This is a genomic window from Streptomyces sp. NPDC032161 (genome assembly GCF_040636995.1).
In the GTDB taxonomy this organism is placed as follows: domain Bacteria; phylum Actinomycetota; class Actinomycetes; order Streptomycetales; family Streptomycetaceae; genus Streptomyces.
Map to the genome: position 1 here is coordinate 442,407 of NZ_JBEZVN010000002.1, position 17,797 is coordinate 460,203.

Below are 17,797 nucleotides of genomic sequence, written 5' to 3' on the forward strand. Positions count from 1 at the left end.
TAAGGAGCAACCGAAACCATGTCGGTTTCCGTAACCCTTCCGGCGCTCGGTGAGAGCGTCACCGAGGGCACTGTCACCCGCTGGCTGAAGGCCGAGGGCGAGCGCGTCGAGGCCGACGAGCCGTTGCTCGAGGTCTCGACCGACAAGGTCGACACCGAGATCCCGGCCCCGGCGTCCGGCGTCCTCACCGCCATCAAGGTCGCCGAGGACGAAACCGTCGAGGTCGGCGCCGAGCTGGCCGTCATCGACGACGGCACGGGTGCGCCCGCCGCCGCTGCCGCCCCGGCCGCCGCCGAGCCCGAGGTCGCCCCGGCCCCGGCTCCCGAGGCCCCCGCCGCCCCGGCCCCGGTCGCCGAGGCTCCCGCCGCCGCTCCGGCCGGTGGCGCGGCCGGCACCGACGTCACCCTCCCCGCGCTCGGCGAGAGCGTCACCGAGGGCACCGTCACCCGCTGGCTGAAGGAGGTCGGCGAGGAGGTCACGGAGGACGAGCCCCTCCTGGAGGTCTCCACGGACAAGGTCGACACCGAGATCCCGGCCCCGGTCTCCGGCGTGCTGCTGGAGATCGTGGTCGCCGAGGACGAGACCGCCGAGGTCGGCGCCAAGCTCGCCGTGATCGGTGCCCCGGGTGCCGCTCCGGCGGCTGCCCCGGCCGCTCCGGCCGCCGCGCCCGCCGCCGCACCGGCTCCCGCCCCGGCCCCGGCCGCTCCGGCTGCCCCCGCTCCGGCTCCGGCCCCGGTCGCACCCGCCGCTCCGGCCCCGGCCCCGGCCCCGGCTCCGGTCGCCCCGGCGGCCCCGGCCCCGGCTCCCGCCCCGGTCGCGCCCGCCGCCCCCGCCCCGGCTCCCGTCGTCGCCGCCCCGGTCGCGACCGCCGGTGACGAGGGCGCGTACGTCACGCCGCTGGTCCGCAAGCTCGCCGCCGAGACCGGTGTCGACCTGGGCGCGGTCAAGGGCACCGGCGTCGGTGGCCGTATCCGCAAGCAGGACGTCGTCGCCGCCGCGGAGGCCGCCAGGGCCGCCGTCGCCGCGCCGGCTCCGGTCGCCGCCGCGGTGACCGCCGCGGGCTCTGCCGCCTCGAAGGCGCCGCAGCTGGAGGCGTCCCCGCTGCGCGGTCAGACGGTCAAGATGACCCGCATGCGCAAGGTCATCGGCGACAACATGATGAAGGCGCTGCACTCGCAGGCCCAGCTGACGTCGGTCGTCGAGGTGGACGTCACGAAGCTGATGAAGCTGCGCGGCCTGGCGAAGAACGCGTTCGCGGCCCGTGAGGGCGTCAAGCTGTCCCCGATGCCGTTCTACGTCAAGGCGGCGGCCCAGGCGCTGAAGGCCCACCCGGTCGTCAACGCCCGGATCAACGAGGACGAGGGCACCATCACGTACTTCGACTCGGAGAACATCGGCATCGCCGTGGACGCCGAGAAGGGTCTGATGACCCCGGTCATCAAGGGTGCGGGCGACCTGAACATCGCCGGCATCGCGAAGAAGACCGCGGAGCTGGCGGGCAAGGCCCGCGGTGGCGGCCTGACGCCGGACGACATGTCCGGGGCCACCTTCACCATCAGCAACACCGGCTCGCGCGGTGCGCTGTTCGACACCGTCATCGTGCCGCCGAACCAGGTCGCCATCCTGGGCATCGGTGCCACGGTCCGCCGTCCGGTGGTCATCGACCACCCGGACCTCGGCGAGACGATCGCGGTGCGCGACATGACGTACCTCTCGCTCTCCTACGACCACCGTCTGGTGGACGGCGCGGACGCCGCCCGTTACCTGACCACGGTCAAGGCGATCCTGGAGGCCGGTGAGTTCGAGGTCGAGCTCGGCCTCTGAACGTCGCGGCTGTAACCAGCCTCACGAGCGGTGCCCCCGTCCGGACCACGTCCGGGCGGGGGCACCGCCGTATTGTCTAGTGCCATGACCGGCAAGGTTTGCCCGGAAGGAGCGTCGTCCGGTGCGTGCGATCGCAAGGCGGCCGGAAGCCCTCGTGGCAGGGCTACGTGGGCTTGTGGCCAACGCTGCGAGCGTGCGTGCCGGGCGGCGCGACGGGACAAACGTTGCCGGGAGCGGCACTAGTCATTCACCGGTCGCCCCGGCCGCCGTGATGGCGCAGACAGCACCGGTCCGCCTCGAAGGAGCTCCACATGACCCCGCCCGTCGTCCACTCGCTGCGCGAACAGATCCGCGAGCACATCGTGGACGGGATCGTCAGCGGGCGCTGGAAGCCGGGCGAACGGATCGTGGAGCGCCGCATCGCCACCGAGCTGGAGGTCAGCCAGACGCCCGTGCGCGAGGCCCTGCGGGAGCTGGAGACGCTCCGGCTGATCGAGTCCGCCCCCAACAAGGGCGTGCGGGTCCGCAACCTCACCGCGGCCGATCTGGAGGAGAGCTATCCGGTCCGGGCCGGTCTGGAGCAGATCGCCGCGGAACTGGCGGCCCCGGCCCTGGGCGAGGACTGCTCGCGCCTGGCCCCGCACGTGGCGGCGCTCTACGAGGCGGACCGGCTGGCCGACGGCGAGGCGCAGGTGCGGCACACCGTGGCGTTCCACCGGGAGATGGTGCGGGCCGCCGGGAACGCCGTGCTGCTGCACACCTGGGAGGGACTGGGCATCGAGGTGTTCACCGCCCTGTCGATCCGCTGGCTGGGCACGGTGCAGAAGTCGTACGCGGAGGAGCACGAGGCGCTCATCGAGGCGTTCCTGCGCAAGGACCCGGACATCGGGGCGCTGGTCAAGGCGCATGTCCTGGGCTGCGCGCCGCGCGCCTGAGCGGCCCGGCGGCGACCGGCCCGGGGCTCGTCCGGCATTCCGGTGACCGGCCCGGCGCTCGTCCGTCGCATGCGAGGCCGCCCGGGACTTGTCCGACGCCGCAGAGGCCGTCCGGTACGGGTGACGCATCTGTGGTGAGGGGTGCTCGACTGTGCGATCGCGCGTCCCTTTTGCGTAACTAACTCCCGTCACTCCGTGCCCCACTTCGCGGCACCGAATGCCAATTTCTTCATATCGAGAAGTTTTGCCGTTCACCCTTTGATCGATCATCGATCGACGACCTAGAGTTCAGTGGCGGGCTCACCGGCCCCATCGCCCTGTCCTGCCAGCCAGGGACTTCTCCACCCTCCTCCCACTCCGGAAGGCGGCGATCATGACCGACCCCGTAAAGCTTCCGAGCGAGCTCGATCAGCTCCCGGACCGCGACCCCGAGGAGACCGCCGAATGGGCGGCCTCCCTGGACGCCGTCACCAGGGCCGCCGGCCCGCACCGCGCCGCGTACCTGATGCGCCGCTCGCTCCAGCACGCCGAGGGCGCCGGTCTCGCGCTGCCCAAGCTGCTGGAGACCGACTACGTCAACTCCATCCCGACCGCCGCCGAGCCCGCGTTCGGCGGCGACCTGGAGATGGAGAGCCGGATCACCGCCTGGAACCGCTGGAACGCGGCCGCGATGGTCACCCGCGGCGCCCGGTCCGGGGTCGGCGGTCACATCGCCACCTTCGCCTCGGCCGCCTGGCTGTACGAGACCGGCTTCAACCACTTCTTCCACGGCAAGGAGGGGGACGGCTCGGGCGACCAGATCTACGTCCAGGGCCACGCCTCCCCCGGCATCTACGCCCGTGCCTTCCTCGACGGCCGGCTCAGCGAGCGGCAGCTCGACAACTTCCGCCAGGAGGCGGGCGGCGACGGCCTGCCGTCCTACCCGCACCCGCGGCGGCTGCCCTGGCTGTGGGAGTTCCCCACCGTGTCGATGGGTCTCGGCCCGCTCTCCGCGATCTACCAGGCACGCTTCAACCGCTACCTGACCAACCGCGGCATCAAGGACACCTCGAACTCGCACGTCTGGGCCTTCCTCGGCGACGGCGAGATGGACGAGCCCGAGTCGACCGCCGCCCTCGCCCTCGCGGCCCGCGAGCGGCTGGACAACCTGACCTTCGTCATCAACTGCAACCTGCAGCGCCTCGACGGCCCGGTGCGCGCCAACTTCCGCGTGGTCCAGGAGCTGGAGGGCGCGTTCCGCGGGGCCGGCTGGAACGTCGTCAAGTCGCTCTGGGGCAACGCCTGGGACGAGCTGTTCCAGCTGGACACGACAGGTGCGCTGGTCCGCCGGCTCCGCGAGGTCCCGGACGCGCAGTTCCAGACGTACGCCACCCGCGACGTCGCGTACATCCGTGAGCACTTCTTCGGCGCCGAGCCCGCGCTCGTCGAGATGGCCAAGCTGCTCACCGACGCGAAGATCGGTGAGTGCTTCTACACCTCGCGCGGCGGTCACGAGCCCCGCAAGGTCTACGCGGCGTACAAGGCGGCCCTGGAGCACAAGGGCGGCCCGACCGTGGTCCTCGCCCAGACGGTGAAGGGCTTCACGCTCGGCAGGGGCTTCGAGTCCAAGAACGCCAACCACCAGATGAAGAAGCTGTCCGTCGACGAGTTCAAGGACATGCGCGACCTGCTGGGGCTGCCGATCCCGGACAGCGCCTTCGTGGACGGCCTGGTGCCCTACGGCCACCCGGGCGCCGACTCCCCCGAGGTGCGCTACCTCCAGGAGCGCCGCGCCGCCCTCGGCGGTCCGGCCCCGGCCCGCCGGGTGCACGCCGTGGCACTGCCCGAGCCCGAGGAGCGCGCGTTCGCCGCGCTGAAGAAGGGGTCCGGCAAGCAGGAGATGGCCACCACCATGGCCTTCGTCCGCCTCGTCAAGGACCTGATGCGGGACAAGCGGACGGGCAGGCGCTGGGTACCGGTCGTCCCGGACGAGGCGCGCACCTTCGGCATGGAGTCGCTGTTCCCGTCGGCGGGCATCTACTCGCCGCTGGGCCAGACGTACGAGCCGGTCGACCGCGACCAGCTGATGTACTACAAGGAGGCCAAGGACGGCCAGATCCTCAACGAGGGGATCACCGAAGCCGGTGCCATGGCGGACTTCATCGCCGCGTCCACGTCGTACGCGACGCACGGCGAGCCGATGATCCCCTTCTACATCTTCTACTCGATGTTCGGCTGGCAGCGCACCGGCGACCAGTTCTGGCAGCTCGGCGACCAGCTCGGCCGCGGCTTCGTGGTCGGCGCCACGGCGGGCCGCACGACGCTGACGGGCGAGGGTCTCCAGCACGCGGACGGCCACTCGCACCTGATCGCGTCCACGAACCCGGCCTCGCTCAACTACGACCCGGCGTTCGCGTACGAGATCGCGGTGATCGTCAAGGACGGTCTGCGCCGGATGTACGGCCCCGACGCCGAGAACGTCTTCTACTACCTGACGGTCTACAACGAGCCGAAGCCGCAGCCCGCGATGCCGGAGGGGGTCGAGGAGGGCATCCTCAAGGGTCTCTACCGCTTCAAGGAGGGCACGCCCGCGAAGGCGGACGCGCCGCGTGTCCAGCTGCTGGCCTCCGGTACGGCGATCCACTGGGCCCTGCAGGCGCAGGAGCTGCTGTCGGCGGACTGGGGCATCACGGCCGACGTGTGGTCCGCGACCTCGTGGGGCGAGCTGCGCCGGGAGGCCCTGGAGTGCGACGAGGCGCTGCTGCGGGGCGAGCAGCGGGTGCCGTACGTGACCCGCGCCCTGGAGGGCGCGCCGGGTCCGGTCCTGGCGGTCAGCGACTGGATGCGGCAGGTCCCGGACCAGATCAGCCAGTGGGTGGAGCAGGACTGGTCCTCGCTCGGCACGGACGGCTTCGGTCTGTCCGACACCCGTGACGCGGCCCGCCGCCACTTCGGTGTGGACGCGCAGTCGATCACGGTCGCGGCGCTGGCCCAGCTGGCCCGCCGCGGCGAGGTGAGCGCGGCCGCGGTCAAGGAGGCCCGGGAGCGGTACGGGCTGTGACCCTGGAGTGACACCGGGAACGGTGGAAGGCGGCAGCCGGGTGCGCCCGGCTGCCGCCGCATCGTTTCCGCGGCCGGGCGGCGCAGGCCGGGCGGCGCCGGACCGGGGCGGCGCAGGCCGGGGCGGCGCAGGCCGGGGCGGCGCAGGCCGGGTGGCGCAGGCCGGGTGGCGCAGGCCGGGACAGCGGGCGCGGGCGGTGGACGGCCCGCGGCCACAATGGGGCCATGCGTGCTGCCCGCCTCATCAAGATGGTGCTGCTCCTGCAGTCCCGCCCCGCCATGACCGCCGCCGAGCTCGCCCGGGAGCTGGAGGTGTCCGAGCGGACCGTCACCCGGGACGCGCAGGCCCTCTCCGAGGCGGGTGTTCCGGTGTACGCCGACCGGGGCAGAGCCGGGGGCTACCGCCTGGTCGGCGGGTACCGCACCCGCCTCACCGGTCTCGCCCGCGACGAGGCCGAGGCGCTCTTCCTCTCCGGACTGCCCTCCGCCCTGCGCGAGATGGGTCTGGAGGAAGCCGCGTCCGCCGCCCGGCTCAAGGTGTCGGCGGCCCTGCTCCCCTCGCTGCGGGACGCCTCCGAGAGCACCGCCCGGCGCTTTCACCTGGACGCGCCCGGCTGGTTCCGGGAGCCGGAGACCCCCGAACCGCTGTCCGCCGTCGCGCAGGCCGTGTGGGACGACCGGATCGTGCGTGCCCGCTACCGCCGCAACGGGCGGGACGAGGACGTGGAGCGGGAGCTGGACCCGTACGGACTCGTCCTGAAGGCCGGTGTCTGGTACCTCTGCGCCCGGGTGGCGGAGGACTTCCGGGTGTACCGGATCGACCGGTTCTCGGCGGTCACGGTGTCGGACGAACGGTTCGCGCGCGACGAGGACTTCGACCTGCCGAGGTTCTGGGCGGAACGGTCCGCGCAGTTCGCCCGCTCACTGCTCCGGGAGGAGGTGACGGTGCGGGTCTCGGAGGAGGGCGTACGCCGACTGCCGCACGTGATGGACCGTTCGGCGGTCCGGGAGGCCCTGGAGGCGGCGGGCCCGCCCGACGCGCGGGGGTGGCGCACGCTCACTCTGCCGGTCGAGTCCCTGGAGGTCGCGTACGCCCAACTGCTGGGGCTGGGGCCCGAGTCGGAGGTGCTCGAACCGGCCGGTCTGCGGACCCGTCTCGCCGCGGCGGCGCGGCGCCTGCACGACCTGTACCGCTGAGCGCGTCCTCCGGTCGCGTCCGCGTGCGCGGTCCGCCGGCACGGCCGATGCTTGATCCGTGATGGACGAGACGGAGTTCTGGGAGATCATCGACAGCACCCGCGAGGACGCCGAGGGCGACCCCGAGGATCAGGCCGACCTGCTCGTCGAACGGCTGGTGCGGCTCGATCCGGAAGCCGTGCTGGATTTCGCCCGGCACTTCGAGGCCCGTTACAACCGCGCGTACCGCTGGGATCTGCGGGGCGCCGCCGCCGTGCTGCTCGGCGGGGCGGGCGACGACGCCTTCGACTTCTTCCGCTGCTGGCTGATCGGGCAGGGACGGGAGGTCTTCGAGGGCGCGCTGCACGATCCGGACGCCCTCGCCGATCTCCTCGACGACTTCGACGAGGAGATCGACGGGGACGGCGAGGACCTCGGCTACGCCGCCGACGAGGCGTACGAACAGCTCACCGGCGTGGTCGACCCGGATCTCGGGCTGCCGCCCCAGCCCGCTGAGCCGGAAGGCGTCCCGCTCGCGATCGAGGACGAGGCGACCCTCGCGGAGCACTTCCCCGCGCTCTGGGCACGGTTCAGGGGCGACTGAGCGCGACCGGGCGCGGCTGAACACGCCGGATGGAAGGGGGCCTCTCCGCGCCGGGAACGGACCCCTCCCACGCCGGGCACGGGCCTCTCCTCGCCGACAACGGGCGCCTCCCCGGCGCGGAGACGGTTCTTTCGCGCCGGGCACGGGTCTCTCCGCGCCCGGGGCGGGGCTCCCCGGGCGGAGACGGCTTCCTCCGGTTCAGAAGTGGGTGCCTCCGTGGATCCGGATCTCGGTACCCGTGATGAACGCCCCGTCCCGGGAACCGAGCATCGCGACGACCCCCGCGACGGTGTCCGGACTGGCGAACCCCTGCCCGAGCGCCGGGGCCGGCTTCGCGAAGAGCGACATGTCGGCGTCGCCGGGCAGCCCGGGGCCGGTTCCGCCGGTCATGTCGGAGGAGATCGAACCAGGGGCGACGGCGACGACCCGGAGCCCTTGCCTGCTGTACTCGCTCGCCAGCGCGTGCGTCATCGACTGGATACCGCCCTTGCTCGCCGCGTAGGCCGACATGTCGGGGTGCGCGAAGCTCGCCGAGGTGGAGGAGAAGTTCACGACGACCGGCTCGACGCCCGCCAGCAGGGCCGGGATCGCCTCGCGGATCATCAGGAACGTGCCCGTGAGGTTCACAGCGATGATCTTGTTGAAGAGTTCCAGCGAGGTCTTGTGCGTGTGCTCCGACCGCAGGATCCCGGCCGCGTTGACGAGGACGTCGAGACCGCCGAGGACCTCCAGGGCGGAGGCGACGCCCGACGCGCGCCGCCGCGACGCTCTTCGCCGAACGGGGGCCCGACGGCACCACGGCGGAGGACATCGCGCTGCGGGCAGGGGTCGCGCTGCGCACGTTCTACCGGTATTTCCGCTCCAAGCAGGACGCGGTCGGGCCGCTGCTGTGCGGCGGCGGCGGAACGCTGGCGGGCGCTGCTCGAAGCGGCCGATCCCGGGGACGGGTTCGCCCGGGCCCTGGAGAAGGCGGTCACCGAGGCGCTCCGGATGCCCGACGCGCAGGCCGTGGAGGAACTGGAGCGGACGCGCGGGCTGCTGCGGGCGGCGGCGGGCGACCCGGCGCTGCGAGCCGTCTGGTACCGGGTCAACCAGGAATCGGAGGAGCGGCTGCTGCCGGTGCTGACCCGGCTGGCGGGCGAGGGGGCGGACCCGCTGGAGGTGAGGCTGGCCGCGGCCGCCGCCACGGACGCGGTGCGGGTGGCGCTGGAATCCTGGGCGCTGACGGACGCGCCGACGAGCGGGCCCGGCTCACCCGCCGGTCTCGCGGTGCGCTGCCTGCACGAGCTCATCGGCGGCATGCGACTGTTCGACGACCGAGCCGGGGACCCGAGGGCGGGTCAGGAGGCGAGCGAACGCCCCATCAGGACGTCGTCGACATAACGGCCGTCGAGGAAGAACTCGCCGCGCAGCACGCCCTCGACGACGAACCCCTCCGACTCGTACAGGGCACGCGCGGGCGCGTTGTGCCCGAGCACCCGCAGCGTCATCCGCTTGGCGCCCCCGTCCCGCGCCGCCGCGCACGCGGCCCGCAGCAGGGTCCTGGCGACGCCCCGGCCGCGCGCCCAGTCGGCCACGGCCAGGCCCTGTATCTGGCGGACGTGGGAGTTGCAGGGCAGCGGGGTCGGCGGAACGACCCTGATGTACCCGGCGATCCCCGTCTCCCCCTCCTCGTTCTCCGCCTCGGCCACGAGAAAGTCCTCGGGCGGGTGGCGGTCGTCGAAGAAGGGCGAGTAGGGCGGCTGCGGCCTCGGCATCACCGCGTGCAGGGGCGACCAGGTGGCGCGGTCGAGTTCTCCGAGGACGTCGTCGTCGGAGAGGTTCGCGGGGCGGACGGAACAGGCCGGAGGTGTGTGGATCTCTTGCATGCGCGCCACTGTGCCACGCCGTCCACCTGTCGGCAGCTCCTTTGTTCGCAGGCGGACCGGCCCTTGTTCGCAGGCGGACCGGCCTCTTGTTCGCAGGCGGACCGGCCCCACCTCGTCCGTCGACGGGACCGGCCCCGCCCGCCGGCGGGACGGCTTTCACCGGCGGGTGGCGGCCCCCTGTCGCCCGGTGGGGGCCGTTCTGCCTACCGGTCGGCCCGGCCGGTGGGGCATTCGGGGACCCCTGCGGCAGGATGGGGCCATGCTGCACTCCCGTATCGCCGTCAGCGGAGCGTCCGGACTCATCGGAGCGGCGCTCGTGCGCTCGCTGCGGGCCGACGGACACGAGGTCGTCCGCCTGGTGCGGCACCCGGCGCGGGCCGGCGACGAGGTGGAGTGGAGCCCCGAGCGCCGGTACGTCGACGTGGCGGGCCTGGTCGGCTGCGACGCCGTCGTCCACCTCGCCGGGGCCGGGGTCGGCGACCACCGCTGGACACCGGCGTACAAGCGGGAGATCCGGGACAGCCGGGTGCACGGGACGACGGCGGTGGCCGAGGCCCTCGCCTCGCTGGACGTGCCGCCGAAGGTGCTGGTGTCCGGGTCGGCCATCGGCTACTACGGCGACACCGGGGACCTGGCGGTCGACGAGAGCGCCCCGGCCGGCACCGGGTTCCTGCCGTCCGTCTGCGTGGAGTGGGAGGCGGCGACGGCGGCCGCGCAGGAGGCGGGCGTACGGACCGTCCACGCCCGCACCGGTCTGGTCGTGGGCCGGGCCGGCGGGGCCTGGGGTCGTCTCTTCCCGCTGTTCCGGGCGGGGCTCGGCGGACGGCTGGGCGACGGGCGCCAGTACTGGAGCTTCATCGCCCTGCACGACGAGGTCGCCGCGCTGCGGCACATCCTGGACACGGAGTCGCTGTCGGGCCCGGTGAACCTCACCGGCCCCGACCCGGTCACCAACGCCGAGGTGACCGCCGCCATGGGCCGGGTACTGCGCCGCCCCACGCTGCTGACCGCCCCGGCACCGGCCCTGCGCCTGGTCCTCGGCGACTTCGCCGAGGACGTGCTGGCCAGCCAGCGGGTACTGCCCGGCCGGCTGCTGGACTCGGGCTTCGCGTTCGCCTTCCCCGGCATCGACGCGGCGATCCGCGCGGCGCTGCGCTGAACGGCCCGCGCCGCTCCGTACGACACCGCGCCGAACGCGGCGCGGAACACCGGTCCGAGCCATGCCGAACACGGCGCGCAACACCAGCCCGAGCCATGCCGAACGCGGCATGCAGCACCGGCCCGAACACGAGCGCACACCGCCCCCACCGGGACCGGACGCGCGGTACGCCACCACCGCGCACCACGCCGAACGCGCCTCGTGGCGCCGCGCCCAGCGCACCGCGAAGGGCACCGGCGCACACCGGTCGCGCCTCTCGGATGCGCGGCCGTCCGCGCCCGCCACCGAATCGGACGGACACGCGACCCCGTGCAACGGTGCCCCGGGTGCGCGCGTCTGCGACTGTCCCGGCCGCCCTCCTAGCCTCCTTGCGAACTCCGGTGTTCCGGGGGCCTGTCGGGGGCAAGAGCCCCCACCGGTTGCGACGACTCGGGGAGGGCACGTGCTCAGCTCGGCACATCACGCGGACGTCGTCATCATCGGGGCAGGCATCGCCGGCCTGTCGGCCGCCCACCGCCTGACCAGCGCGGGAGTGAGCGTCAACGTTCTGGAGGCGAGCGACCGGGTCGGCGGCCGGATGACCACGACCGAGTCGGACGGCTTCCTGCTCGACCACCTCGGACCGCTGCTCAGCACCGCGTACCCGGAGCTCCGCCTCACGCCCGCCCTCGAAGGACTCGCCCTGCGCCCCTTCGCACCGGGGCTGCTCGTCCACAGCGAGGGCCGCCAGTACCGGACCGGCGACGCACGGGGCGCGCGGGGCGCGTTCAAGGCGGCGCGCGCCCTGGCGAGCTCTCCCCGGCCGCCGATGGGCGGGCCGATCGACCAGGCCCGGCTGGGTGCCGCCCTGAACCGGCTCGCCGCCACCCCGGCGTCCCGCATCCTGGCCCGGCCCGAGCAGACCGCGCTCGCCGCCCTGTCCCACCGGGGCCTGCCCTCCCGAACGGTCGACGGCTTCCTGCGCCCGCTTCTCTCCGCGCTCCTGAGCGACCCGGAACTCACCACGTCCAGCCGCTGTGCCGACCTCGTCCTGCGCGACTACGCGCGCGGCCGGCTGTGCGTGCCGACGGGCGGTGCGGGCAGGCTGCCCGAGCTGCTCGCGGCCTCGCTGCCGCCCGGCACGATACGGACGGGGGTCCATGTCACGGCCGCCGACATCACCTCGGTCCGTACCAGGGACCACGGCGAACTCGGCTGCCGTTCCCTGCTGTTGGCGACCGGCGCCGGTGCCGCCGCCGCATTGCTGCCCGGTCTGCGGGTGCCCACCTTCCACCCGGTGACGGTGCTTCATCACACCGCTCCGGTTCCCCCGCAGACCGGTGCCTCACTTCTGCTCGACTCCGACGGCTCGGGTCCGGTCGCGCACACGGCGGTGATGAGCGCGGTCGACCCCGCGCGCGCCCCGCGCGGCCGGACGCTGATCAGCTCGACGGTGCTCGGCAGCCCGCCGCCGGACCTGGACCGCGCGGTCCGTTCCCATCTCGCCGTCCTGTACGGCACCCCCACCGACGACTGGGAGCTGCTGGCCGCCCATCACGACCCCGAAGCCGTCCCGGCGATGCCCGCGCCCCACGATCTGCGCCGCCCGGTCCGGCTGCTCGCCGGGCTGTACGTGTGCGGCGACCACCGCGACACCAGCACGGTCCAGGGCGCCCTGCTCTCGGGGCGTCGCGCGGCCGAGGCGATCCTCACGGACCTGGGCGTGCGCCCGGGGCGCGGAGGAAAGGGCGACGGAGGCGGTGAGGCACTTCCCGAAGCGGCATGACGCCCCGGCCCGGGCCGCCGGAGCGGCGTGACACCCGGTCGGAGTGGCCCGCGCCGGGCCGGGGCGGAGAACCGCTCGCCGTCACCTCGGCGAGGTGTGCCGTGCCCGGCGCGACTCGCCTCAGCCCAGCGCGGCGACCCGTTCGCGGTATCCGCGCACCGCGGCCGCGTCCCGGTACGGCTCCAGACGGCGCTCGAAGTCCCGTACGTACTCCGTCGCCCGTGCCGACCGCATCTCCATCGCCTGCTGGGCGGCCTCGGCGCCCAGCAGGCACGCCTGGTCGAGCTCACCGAGCCCGAGCCGGGCGCAGGCCAGCACCACCCGGCAGAACAACCGGCTGCGGGCGTACAGCGGCGCGCGCAGTTCGAGGGAGCGCTCCGCGTGCTGCGCCGCGGCGCGGTGCTGCTGGAGGTCGCGGTGGCAGTGCCCGAACTCGTCGGCGAGCTGTGCCTCGTCGAAGTGCCGCGCCCAGTGCGGGACCTCGTCCCCGGGGCGGGCGACCTCCAGCGCGCGTTCCGCCCGCGCCAGCGAGGCGGTGCAGGACCTGGCGTCGCCGAGCACCCCGTGCCCACGCGCCTCGACGGCGTGCAGCAGGGACTGGACGACGGGCGGCGCCGACGAACCGATGCCCTGCTGCGCCACCCGGGCCAGCTGCACGGCTTCCCTGCCGTGCCCGAGATAGACCGCCTGCCGGCTCATGGTGATCAGGACGTAGCTGCCGTACGCGCGGTCCCCGGCGGCCTGGGCCAGCCGCAGCGCCTGGACGAAGTACCGCTGGGCCAGGCCGTGGGCCGCGATGTCGTACGAGGTCCAGCCCGCCAGCCGGGTCAGATCGGCGGCGGCGGAGAACAGCCGGCGCCCGGTGGCCTCCCCGTACGTGCCCCGCAGCATCGGCTCCGTCTCGTGCTCCAGGTAGCGGACGAGCGCCTGGCGGGCGTGGCCGCCGCCGTAGGTGTGGTCGAGGGTGCGGAAGAGTTCGCCGACCGATCGGAGGGCGGCGACATCACCGCCGCCGACGCGCTGGCCGGGGCTCCGCTCGGTCTGCCGCTGCCGGGGCACGGCGGGGCCGCCGGGCGGACCGACGGGGGGCCCGGGCGGCGCGGACGGTCCGGCGGGCCGGGACGGGCCCGGCCCTCGCGTCCCGACGTGGCCGCCGTGCATGCCGCCGGGCCAGTGCGCCCCATGCGACCCGCGCGCCCTCTGTGCTCCGGCCCCCTCGGACGTCCGGACCCCGCCGGGCGTACGGCTCCCGGTCGCGTCGCCCGGCACCGGCGCGGCGGACTCGCTCCCCCGCGCCACCCACTCGTCGGCCCGGCCGATCAGCCAGTCCCGACTGGGCACGACGAGCCCGGCCGGAGTGAAGGCGATCTTGCGCAGCTCGGCGTGGCTGCCCGAGTCCTTCCGCCACAGTCCGCTGACGATGTCGACGGCCTCGGCGGGCGTGGCGGCGAACTCCAGGCCCGCGTAGACCGGAGCGCACGCGTCGAGGCCCAGGTCCTGCGCGGAGAGCCGACGGCCGAGTCTCCGGGTGAAGACCTCGGCGATCAGTGCCGGCGTGGTGCCGCGCGGCTGCTGACCGCGCAACCAGCGGGTCACGGAGGTCTTGTCGTACCGCAGGTCGAGGCCGTGCTCGAGACCCAGTTGGTCCACCCTGCGGGCCAGACCGGCGTGCGAGAAGCCGGCCTCGGTGATGAGGGAGGCGAGTCGGCGGTTGGGTGTGCGCTGCGGAGGTCGTTCCGACATCAGCTGTACGGTCTCCTGCCTTCGGGGCCGGGCGGGCAGCCCTAATGGAACGGCGTGAATTTAGCGGCCTTCGCCCAGGCCAAAGCCGCCTTCGCTTCGCTTTCATCCGATCGTGTGAGGATTGAGGACGGCGCTGACGAGGGCCGGCGGAATCCACCTGCCGGTCCGTCTCCCCGGCACCGGACGTACAGTGGCTCGGGGCTGATTCAGTGCTGGTGACGCGGCTCCGGGCATACCCGGGTCCCGCCACCACGAGTAGGGAGGCATCTGTCGTGACCGAGCTCCGGTTCGTCCGGCTGGGATTCGGCGAGGAGGCCGTCGACTACCAGGTGGCCTGGCAGAAGCAGCGCGAGGTGCACGCGGCCAGGTTCGAGGACGCCGTCCCCGACACCTGCCTGATGCTGGAACACCCGCCCGTCTACACGGCGGGTCGGCGCACGACCGACAGCGAGCGCCCACTGGACGGCACCCCGGTCATCGACGTGGACCGGGGCGGCAAGATCACCTGGCACGGTCCGGGCCAGCTCATCGGCTATCCGATCCAGAAGCTGCCCCGCCCCGTGGACGTGGTGGCGCACGTCCGCCGGCTGGAGGAGGCGCTGATCCGTTCCGCCGCCGAGTTCGGTCTGGAGACCACCCGGGTCGAGGGCCGCAGCGGGGTCTGGGTGCTGGGCGACCCCGTCGAGGACCGCCCGGCGTTCGGCGGTCTCTCCCTCGACTTCGACCCGCGGCTGACGGACGAGGAGTTCGACGCGCGGCTGCACGGGCCCGAGTACGCCCCGTCCAACGCGGGCCAGCGCCGCGAGGACCGCAAGCTGGCCGCGATCGGCATCCGGGTCGCCAAGGGCGTGACCATGCACGGCTTCTCGTTCAACGTGAACCCCGACACCACCTGGTTCGACCGCATCGTGCCGTGCGGCATCCGGGACGCGGGCGTCACCTCGCTCGCGTACGAGCTGGGCCGCGACATCACGATCGCCGAGGTGCTGCCGGTCGTCGAGAAGCACCTCAAGGACGTCCTGGAGAACGCGGAGCTCACCCCGCGCGCCGTCGAACGCCCGACGGACGCCGTGGACGCCGTGGCCACGGCCTGACGGCCGGGGCGGTCCGGTGACGGTCGAGGCGGTCCCGTTGCGGCCGGAGCCCGATGACCGGCCGGAGGCGGTCCGGTGACGGCCGACGGGGGCACGGGACGGGCCCGCCGGGAATAGGGCCTGTCGCCCACAGGTTGGCCAGTCGTAAAGCCGTGTGAACCACGGGCGTACCCTGGTGTCCGCCGAAGAATCCAATGCCGAAGCAAGCCAAGCAACCAGTGCAGTGAAAGCAAAGGGGAGTGCCGGAGTGTCCGCTGTCGCACCCGACGGGCGCAAGATGCTGCGCCTGGAGGTCCGGAACAGCCAGACCCCCATCGAGCGCAAGCCCGAGTGGATCAAGACCCGGGCGAAGATGGGCCCCGAGTACAACCAGTTGCAGAAGCTCGTGAAGAGCGAGGGTCTGCACACGGTGTGCCAGGAGGCCGGCTGCCCCAACATCTTCGAGTGCTGGGAGGACCGCGAGGCCACGTTCCTCATCGGTGGCGACCAGTGCACCCGGCGCTGCGACTTCTGCCAGATCGACACGGGCAAGCCGCAGGCGCTGGACCGGGACGAGCCGCGCAGGGTCGGTGAGTCCGTCGTCGCGATGGACCTGAACTACGCCACCATCACGGGCGTCGCGCGCGACGACCTGGAGGACGGCGGTGCCTGGCTGTACGCGGAGACCGTGCGCCGGATCCACGCGATGACCGCGGAGCGGGAGGCCGGCCGCACCAAGGTCGAACTGCTGATCCCCGACTTCAACGCGGTGCCCGAGCAGCTCGCCGAGGTCTTCTCCGCGCGCCCCGAGGTGCTCGCGCACAACGTCGAGACCGTGCCGCGGATCTTCAAGCGGATCCGCCCCGGTTTCCGTTACGAGCGTTCCCTGGAGGTCATCACGCGGGCCCGTGAGGCCGGACTGGTGACCAAGTCCAACCTGATCCTCGGCATGGGCGAGACCCGCGAGGAGGTCAGCGAGGCGCTGCGCGACCTGTACGAGGCGGGGTGCGAGCTCATCACGATCACGCAGTACCTGCGCCCGTCCGTGCGCCACCACCCGGTCGAGCGCTGGGTGAAGCCGCAGGAGTTCGTGGAGCTGAAGGACGAGGCCGACGCGATCGGCTACTCCGGCGTGATGTCCGGGCCGCTGGTCCGTTCCTCGTACCGCGCGGGACGGCTCTTCCAGCAGGCGATGGAACGGCGCGGCGCCGCCACCACGGCTCCCACCGTGTGAATCCGCCCACAGGCGAATACCCTCCGGTCGTCACCGGTCCGAAGCGGCCCCGTGCGCTCCTCGCAGGTCGAAGGCGCATATGGGCCGCTTCGGCGTGCGCCGCGTCCGGATCAAGGTTTCATTGGTGTGTGACCGACCGGTCATACGCTGGTCACACCGGGCAGCGACGCTGGGTGCTCACGGCGTGGTGACACAGGTGGTCGCGGCACGGTGACGCCGGGCGGTCACGCCGCGGCGGCACCCCGCGCCGCTGTCGCCGTCCCGTTCCCCGCACCCACGCCACCGCCCACCCACCCGCTTCCCCGCTCACTTCGCGCAACGCGGTCCGGAGCAGTCCGCCCCGGGCCGTCCGTTCCGGGCAGCCGGGTACGCGCGGCTCGTCCGCACGATCCGGTCCGCACATCCGCTCCGAGGAGATCTCCACGATGCAGGCCGTGCCGGTACGCGCCACCGCCCTCCCTTCCGTCACCCATGCCCTTCGCGCCGTCGAGTCGCTGCTGCTGAGCGGCGGCCAGCGCACCGCCCGCCGCAACGCCTGGACCGCCGTCCTGGAGGACCGCCGCCGGGCCGAGGACCGTGTGGAGACCGAGCACGTACTGGCCGGGCACGTACCGGAGGCCGCGGCCGACCGCCGTTCCTGAGCCACGTAAACTTCTGTGCATGGCGAGGAAGGCAAACACTGAAGGCGCGGAGAGCGCCGAGAACACGGGGCGGCTCAAGCAGATCGCCCTGACCTACAAGATGACCCGGCGGACCGATCCCAAGGTCGGTCTTGTCGTCGCGGGCGTGGGAATCGTCACCTTCGGTGTCCTCCTCGGGGTCGGCTTCCTGATCGACCACCCGGTCTACCTGGGCATTCTGGGCTTCGTACTGGCTCTCCTCGCGATGGCGATCGTCTTCGGGCGGCGTGCCGAGCGCGCGGCCTTCGGGCAGATGGAGGGGCAGCCGGGTGCCGCGGCGGCGGTGCTCGAACGAGTGGGCCGCGGCTGGACCACGACCCCCGCGGTCGCGATGAACCGCAGCCAGGACGTCATCCACCGTGCCGTCGGCAAGGCGGGCATCGTGCTGGTCGGCGAGGGCAACCCGAACCGGGTGAAGCAGCTGCTCGCGGCCGAGAAGAAGAAGATGGCGCGCATCCTGATCGACGTGCCGGTGCACGACATCATCGTCGGCAACGACGAGGGCCAGGTGCCGCTGAAGAAGGTGCGCACCAAGATGCTGAAGCTGCCGCGGGTGCTCACCGGCCCGCAGGTGACCACCGCCAACGACCGGCTGCGCGCGATGGGCGATCTGATGAGCAACATGCCGCTGCCGAAGGGTCCGATGCCGAAGGGCATGCGGATGCCTCGTGGCGGCGGGAAGATGCGCTGACGCCCG

At 73.1% G+C, this 17,797-nt stretch carries 13 protein-coding genes and 2 pseudogenes; 12 read left to right on the top strand and 3 right to left on the bottom strand.

Annotated features, from left to right (window positions below):
* Positions 1-18 precede the first annotated feature (18 nt).
* The 5 genes from sucB (at position 19) to AB0E67_RS07780 (ending at position 7,578) form a co-directional block, all read left to right on the top strand.
* The gene (gene sucB / locus AB0E67_RS07760) at positions 19-1,824 is read left to right on the top strand and encodes a 2-oxoglutarate dehydrogenase, E2 component, dihydrolipoamide succinyltransferase (protein ID WP_362022358.1); all 1,806 of its coding nucleotides are present in this window, start codon (positions 19-21) and stop codon (positions 1,822-1,824) included.
* 311 nt (positions 1,825-2,135) lie between these two features.
* The gene (locus AB0E67_RS07765; protein WP_073782202.1) at positions 2,136-2,759 is read left to right on the top strand and encodes a GntR family transcriptional regulator; all 624 of its coding nucleotides are present in this window, start codon (positions 2,136-2,138) and stop codon (positions 2,757-2,759) included.
* Between the two features lie 373 nt (positions 2,760-3,132).
* Entirely contained in the window at positions 3,133-5,799 is a 2,667-nt protein-coding gene (gene aceE / locus AB0E67_RS07770) for a pyruvate dehydrogenase (acetyl-transferring), homodimeric type (protein ID WP_362022361.1), read from the top strand.
* Between the two features lie 224 nt (positions 5,800-6,023).
* The gene (locus AB0E67_RS07775; protein ID WP_362022364.1) at positions 6,024-6,995 is read left to right on the top strand and encodes a WYL domain-containing protein; all 972 of its coding nucleotides are present in this window, start codon (positions 6,024-6,026) and stop codon (positions 6,993-6,995) included.
* A 61-nt stretch (positions 6,996-7,056) separates the two neighbouring features.
* Positions 7,057-7,578, top strand: coding sequence for a DUF4240 domain-containing protein (locus AB0E67_RS07780; RefSeq protein WP_351525325.1), 522 nt, complete (start codon positions 7,057-7,059; stop codon positions 7,576-7,578).
* A gap of 198 nt (positions 7,579-7,776) precedes the next feature.
* On the opposite strand, the pseudogene AB0E67_RS07785 reads toward AB0E67_RS07780, so the two are convergent.
* Positions 7,777-8,346: pseudogene (locus AB0E67_RS07785) on the bottom strand (SDR family oxidoreductase); the annotation flags it as partial.
* Here AB0E67_RS07785 and AB0E67_RS07790 point away from each other — a divergent pair.
* Positions 8,331-8,961: pseudogene (locus AB0E67_RS07790) on the top strand (TetR family transcriptional regulator); the annotation flags it as partial. The pseudogenes AB0E67_RS07785 and AB0E67_RS07790 sit on opposite strands and share 16 nt — an antisense overlap.
* Here AB0E67_RS07790 and AB0E67_RS07795 read toward each other — a convergent pair.
* Positions 8,919-9,446, bottom strand: a complete 528-nt coding sequence (locus AB0E67_RS07795) for an N-acetyltransferase (RefSeq protein WP_362022367.1) — start codon at positions 9,444-9,446, stop codon at positions 8,919-8,921. The pseudogene AB0E67_RS07790 and the gene AB0E67_RS07795 overlap by 43 nt on opposite strands.
* A 259-nt stretch (positions 9,447-9,705) precedes the next feature.
* Between AB0E67_RS07795 and AB0E67_RS07800 the strand changes: the two genes are divergently transcribed.
* The gene (locus tag AB0E67_RS07800) at positions 9,706-10,605 is read left to right on the top strand and encodes a TIGR01777 family oxidoreductase (protein ID WP_362022369.1); all 900 of its coding nucleotides are present in this window, start codon (positions 9,706-9,708) and stop codon (positions 10,603-10,605) included.
* Positions 10,606-11,047: 442 nt separating this feature from the next.
* The gene (locus AB0E67_RS07805) at positions 11,048-12,370 is read left to right on the top strand and encodes an NAD(P)/FAD-dependent oxidoreductase (protein ID WP_362022372.1); all 1,323 of its coding nucleotides are present in this window, start codon (positions 11,048-11,050) and stop codon (positions 12,368-12,370) included.
* 120 nt (positions 12,371-12,490) lie between these two features.
* Here AB0E67_RS07805 and AB0E67_RS07810 read toward each other — a convergent pair whose 3' ends face one another.
* The gene (locus AB0E67_RS07810; RefSeq protein ID WP_362022375.1) at positions 12,491-14,113 is read right to left on the bottom strand and encodes a regulator; all 1,623 of its coding nucleotides are present in this window, start codon (positions 14,111-14,113) and stop codon (positions 12,491-12,493) included.
* Between the two features lie 272 nt (positions 14,114-14,385).
* On the opposite strand from AB0E67_RS07810, the gene lipB reads away from it, so the two are divergent.
* From lipB to AB0E67_RS07830, 4 genes are all read left to right on the top strand, one after another.
* Positions 14,386-15,207 carry a lipoyl(octanoyl) transferase LipB gene (gene lipB / locus AB0E67_RS07815; RefSeq protein ID WP_362022377.1) on the top strand — a complete coding sequence of 274 codons (822 nt, stop codon included), beginning with the start codon at positions 14,386-14,388 and terminating at the stop codon, positions 15,205-15,207.
* A 247-nt stretch (positions 15,208-15,454) separates the two neighbouring features.
* On the top strand, positions 15,455-16,420 hold the full coding sequence (gene lipA / locus AB0E67_RS07820; protein ID WP_351525321.1) for a lipoyl synthase: 966 nt from the start codon (positions 15,455-15,457) through the stop codon (positions 16,418-16,420).
* 425 nt (positions 16,421-16,845) lie between these two features.
* A complete protein-coding gene (locus AB0E67_RS07825; RefSeq protein WP_351525322.1) occupies positions 16,846-17,061 on the top strand; it encodes a hypothetical protein in 216 nt (71 codons plus the stop codon).
* A gap of 19 nt (positions 17,062-17,080) precedes the next feature.
* Complete coding sequence (locus AB0E67_RS07830; protein WP_362022380.1) at positions 17,081-17,791, top strand: DUF4191 domain-containing protein; 711 nt, start codon at positions 17,081-17,083, stop codon at positions 17,789-17,791.
* Positions 17,792-17,797 lie beyond the last annotated feature (6 nt).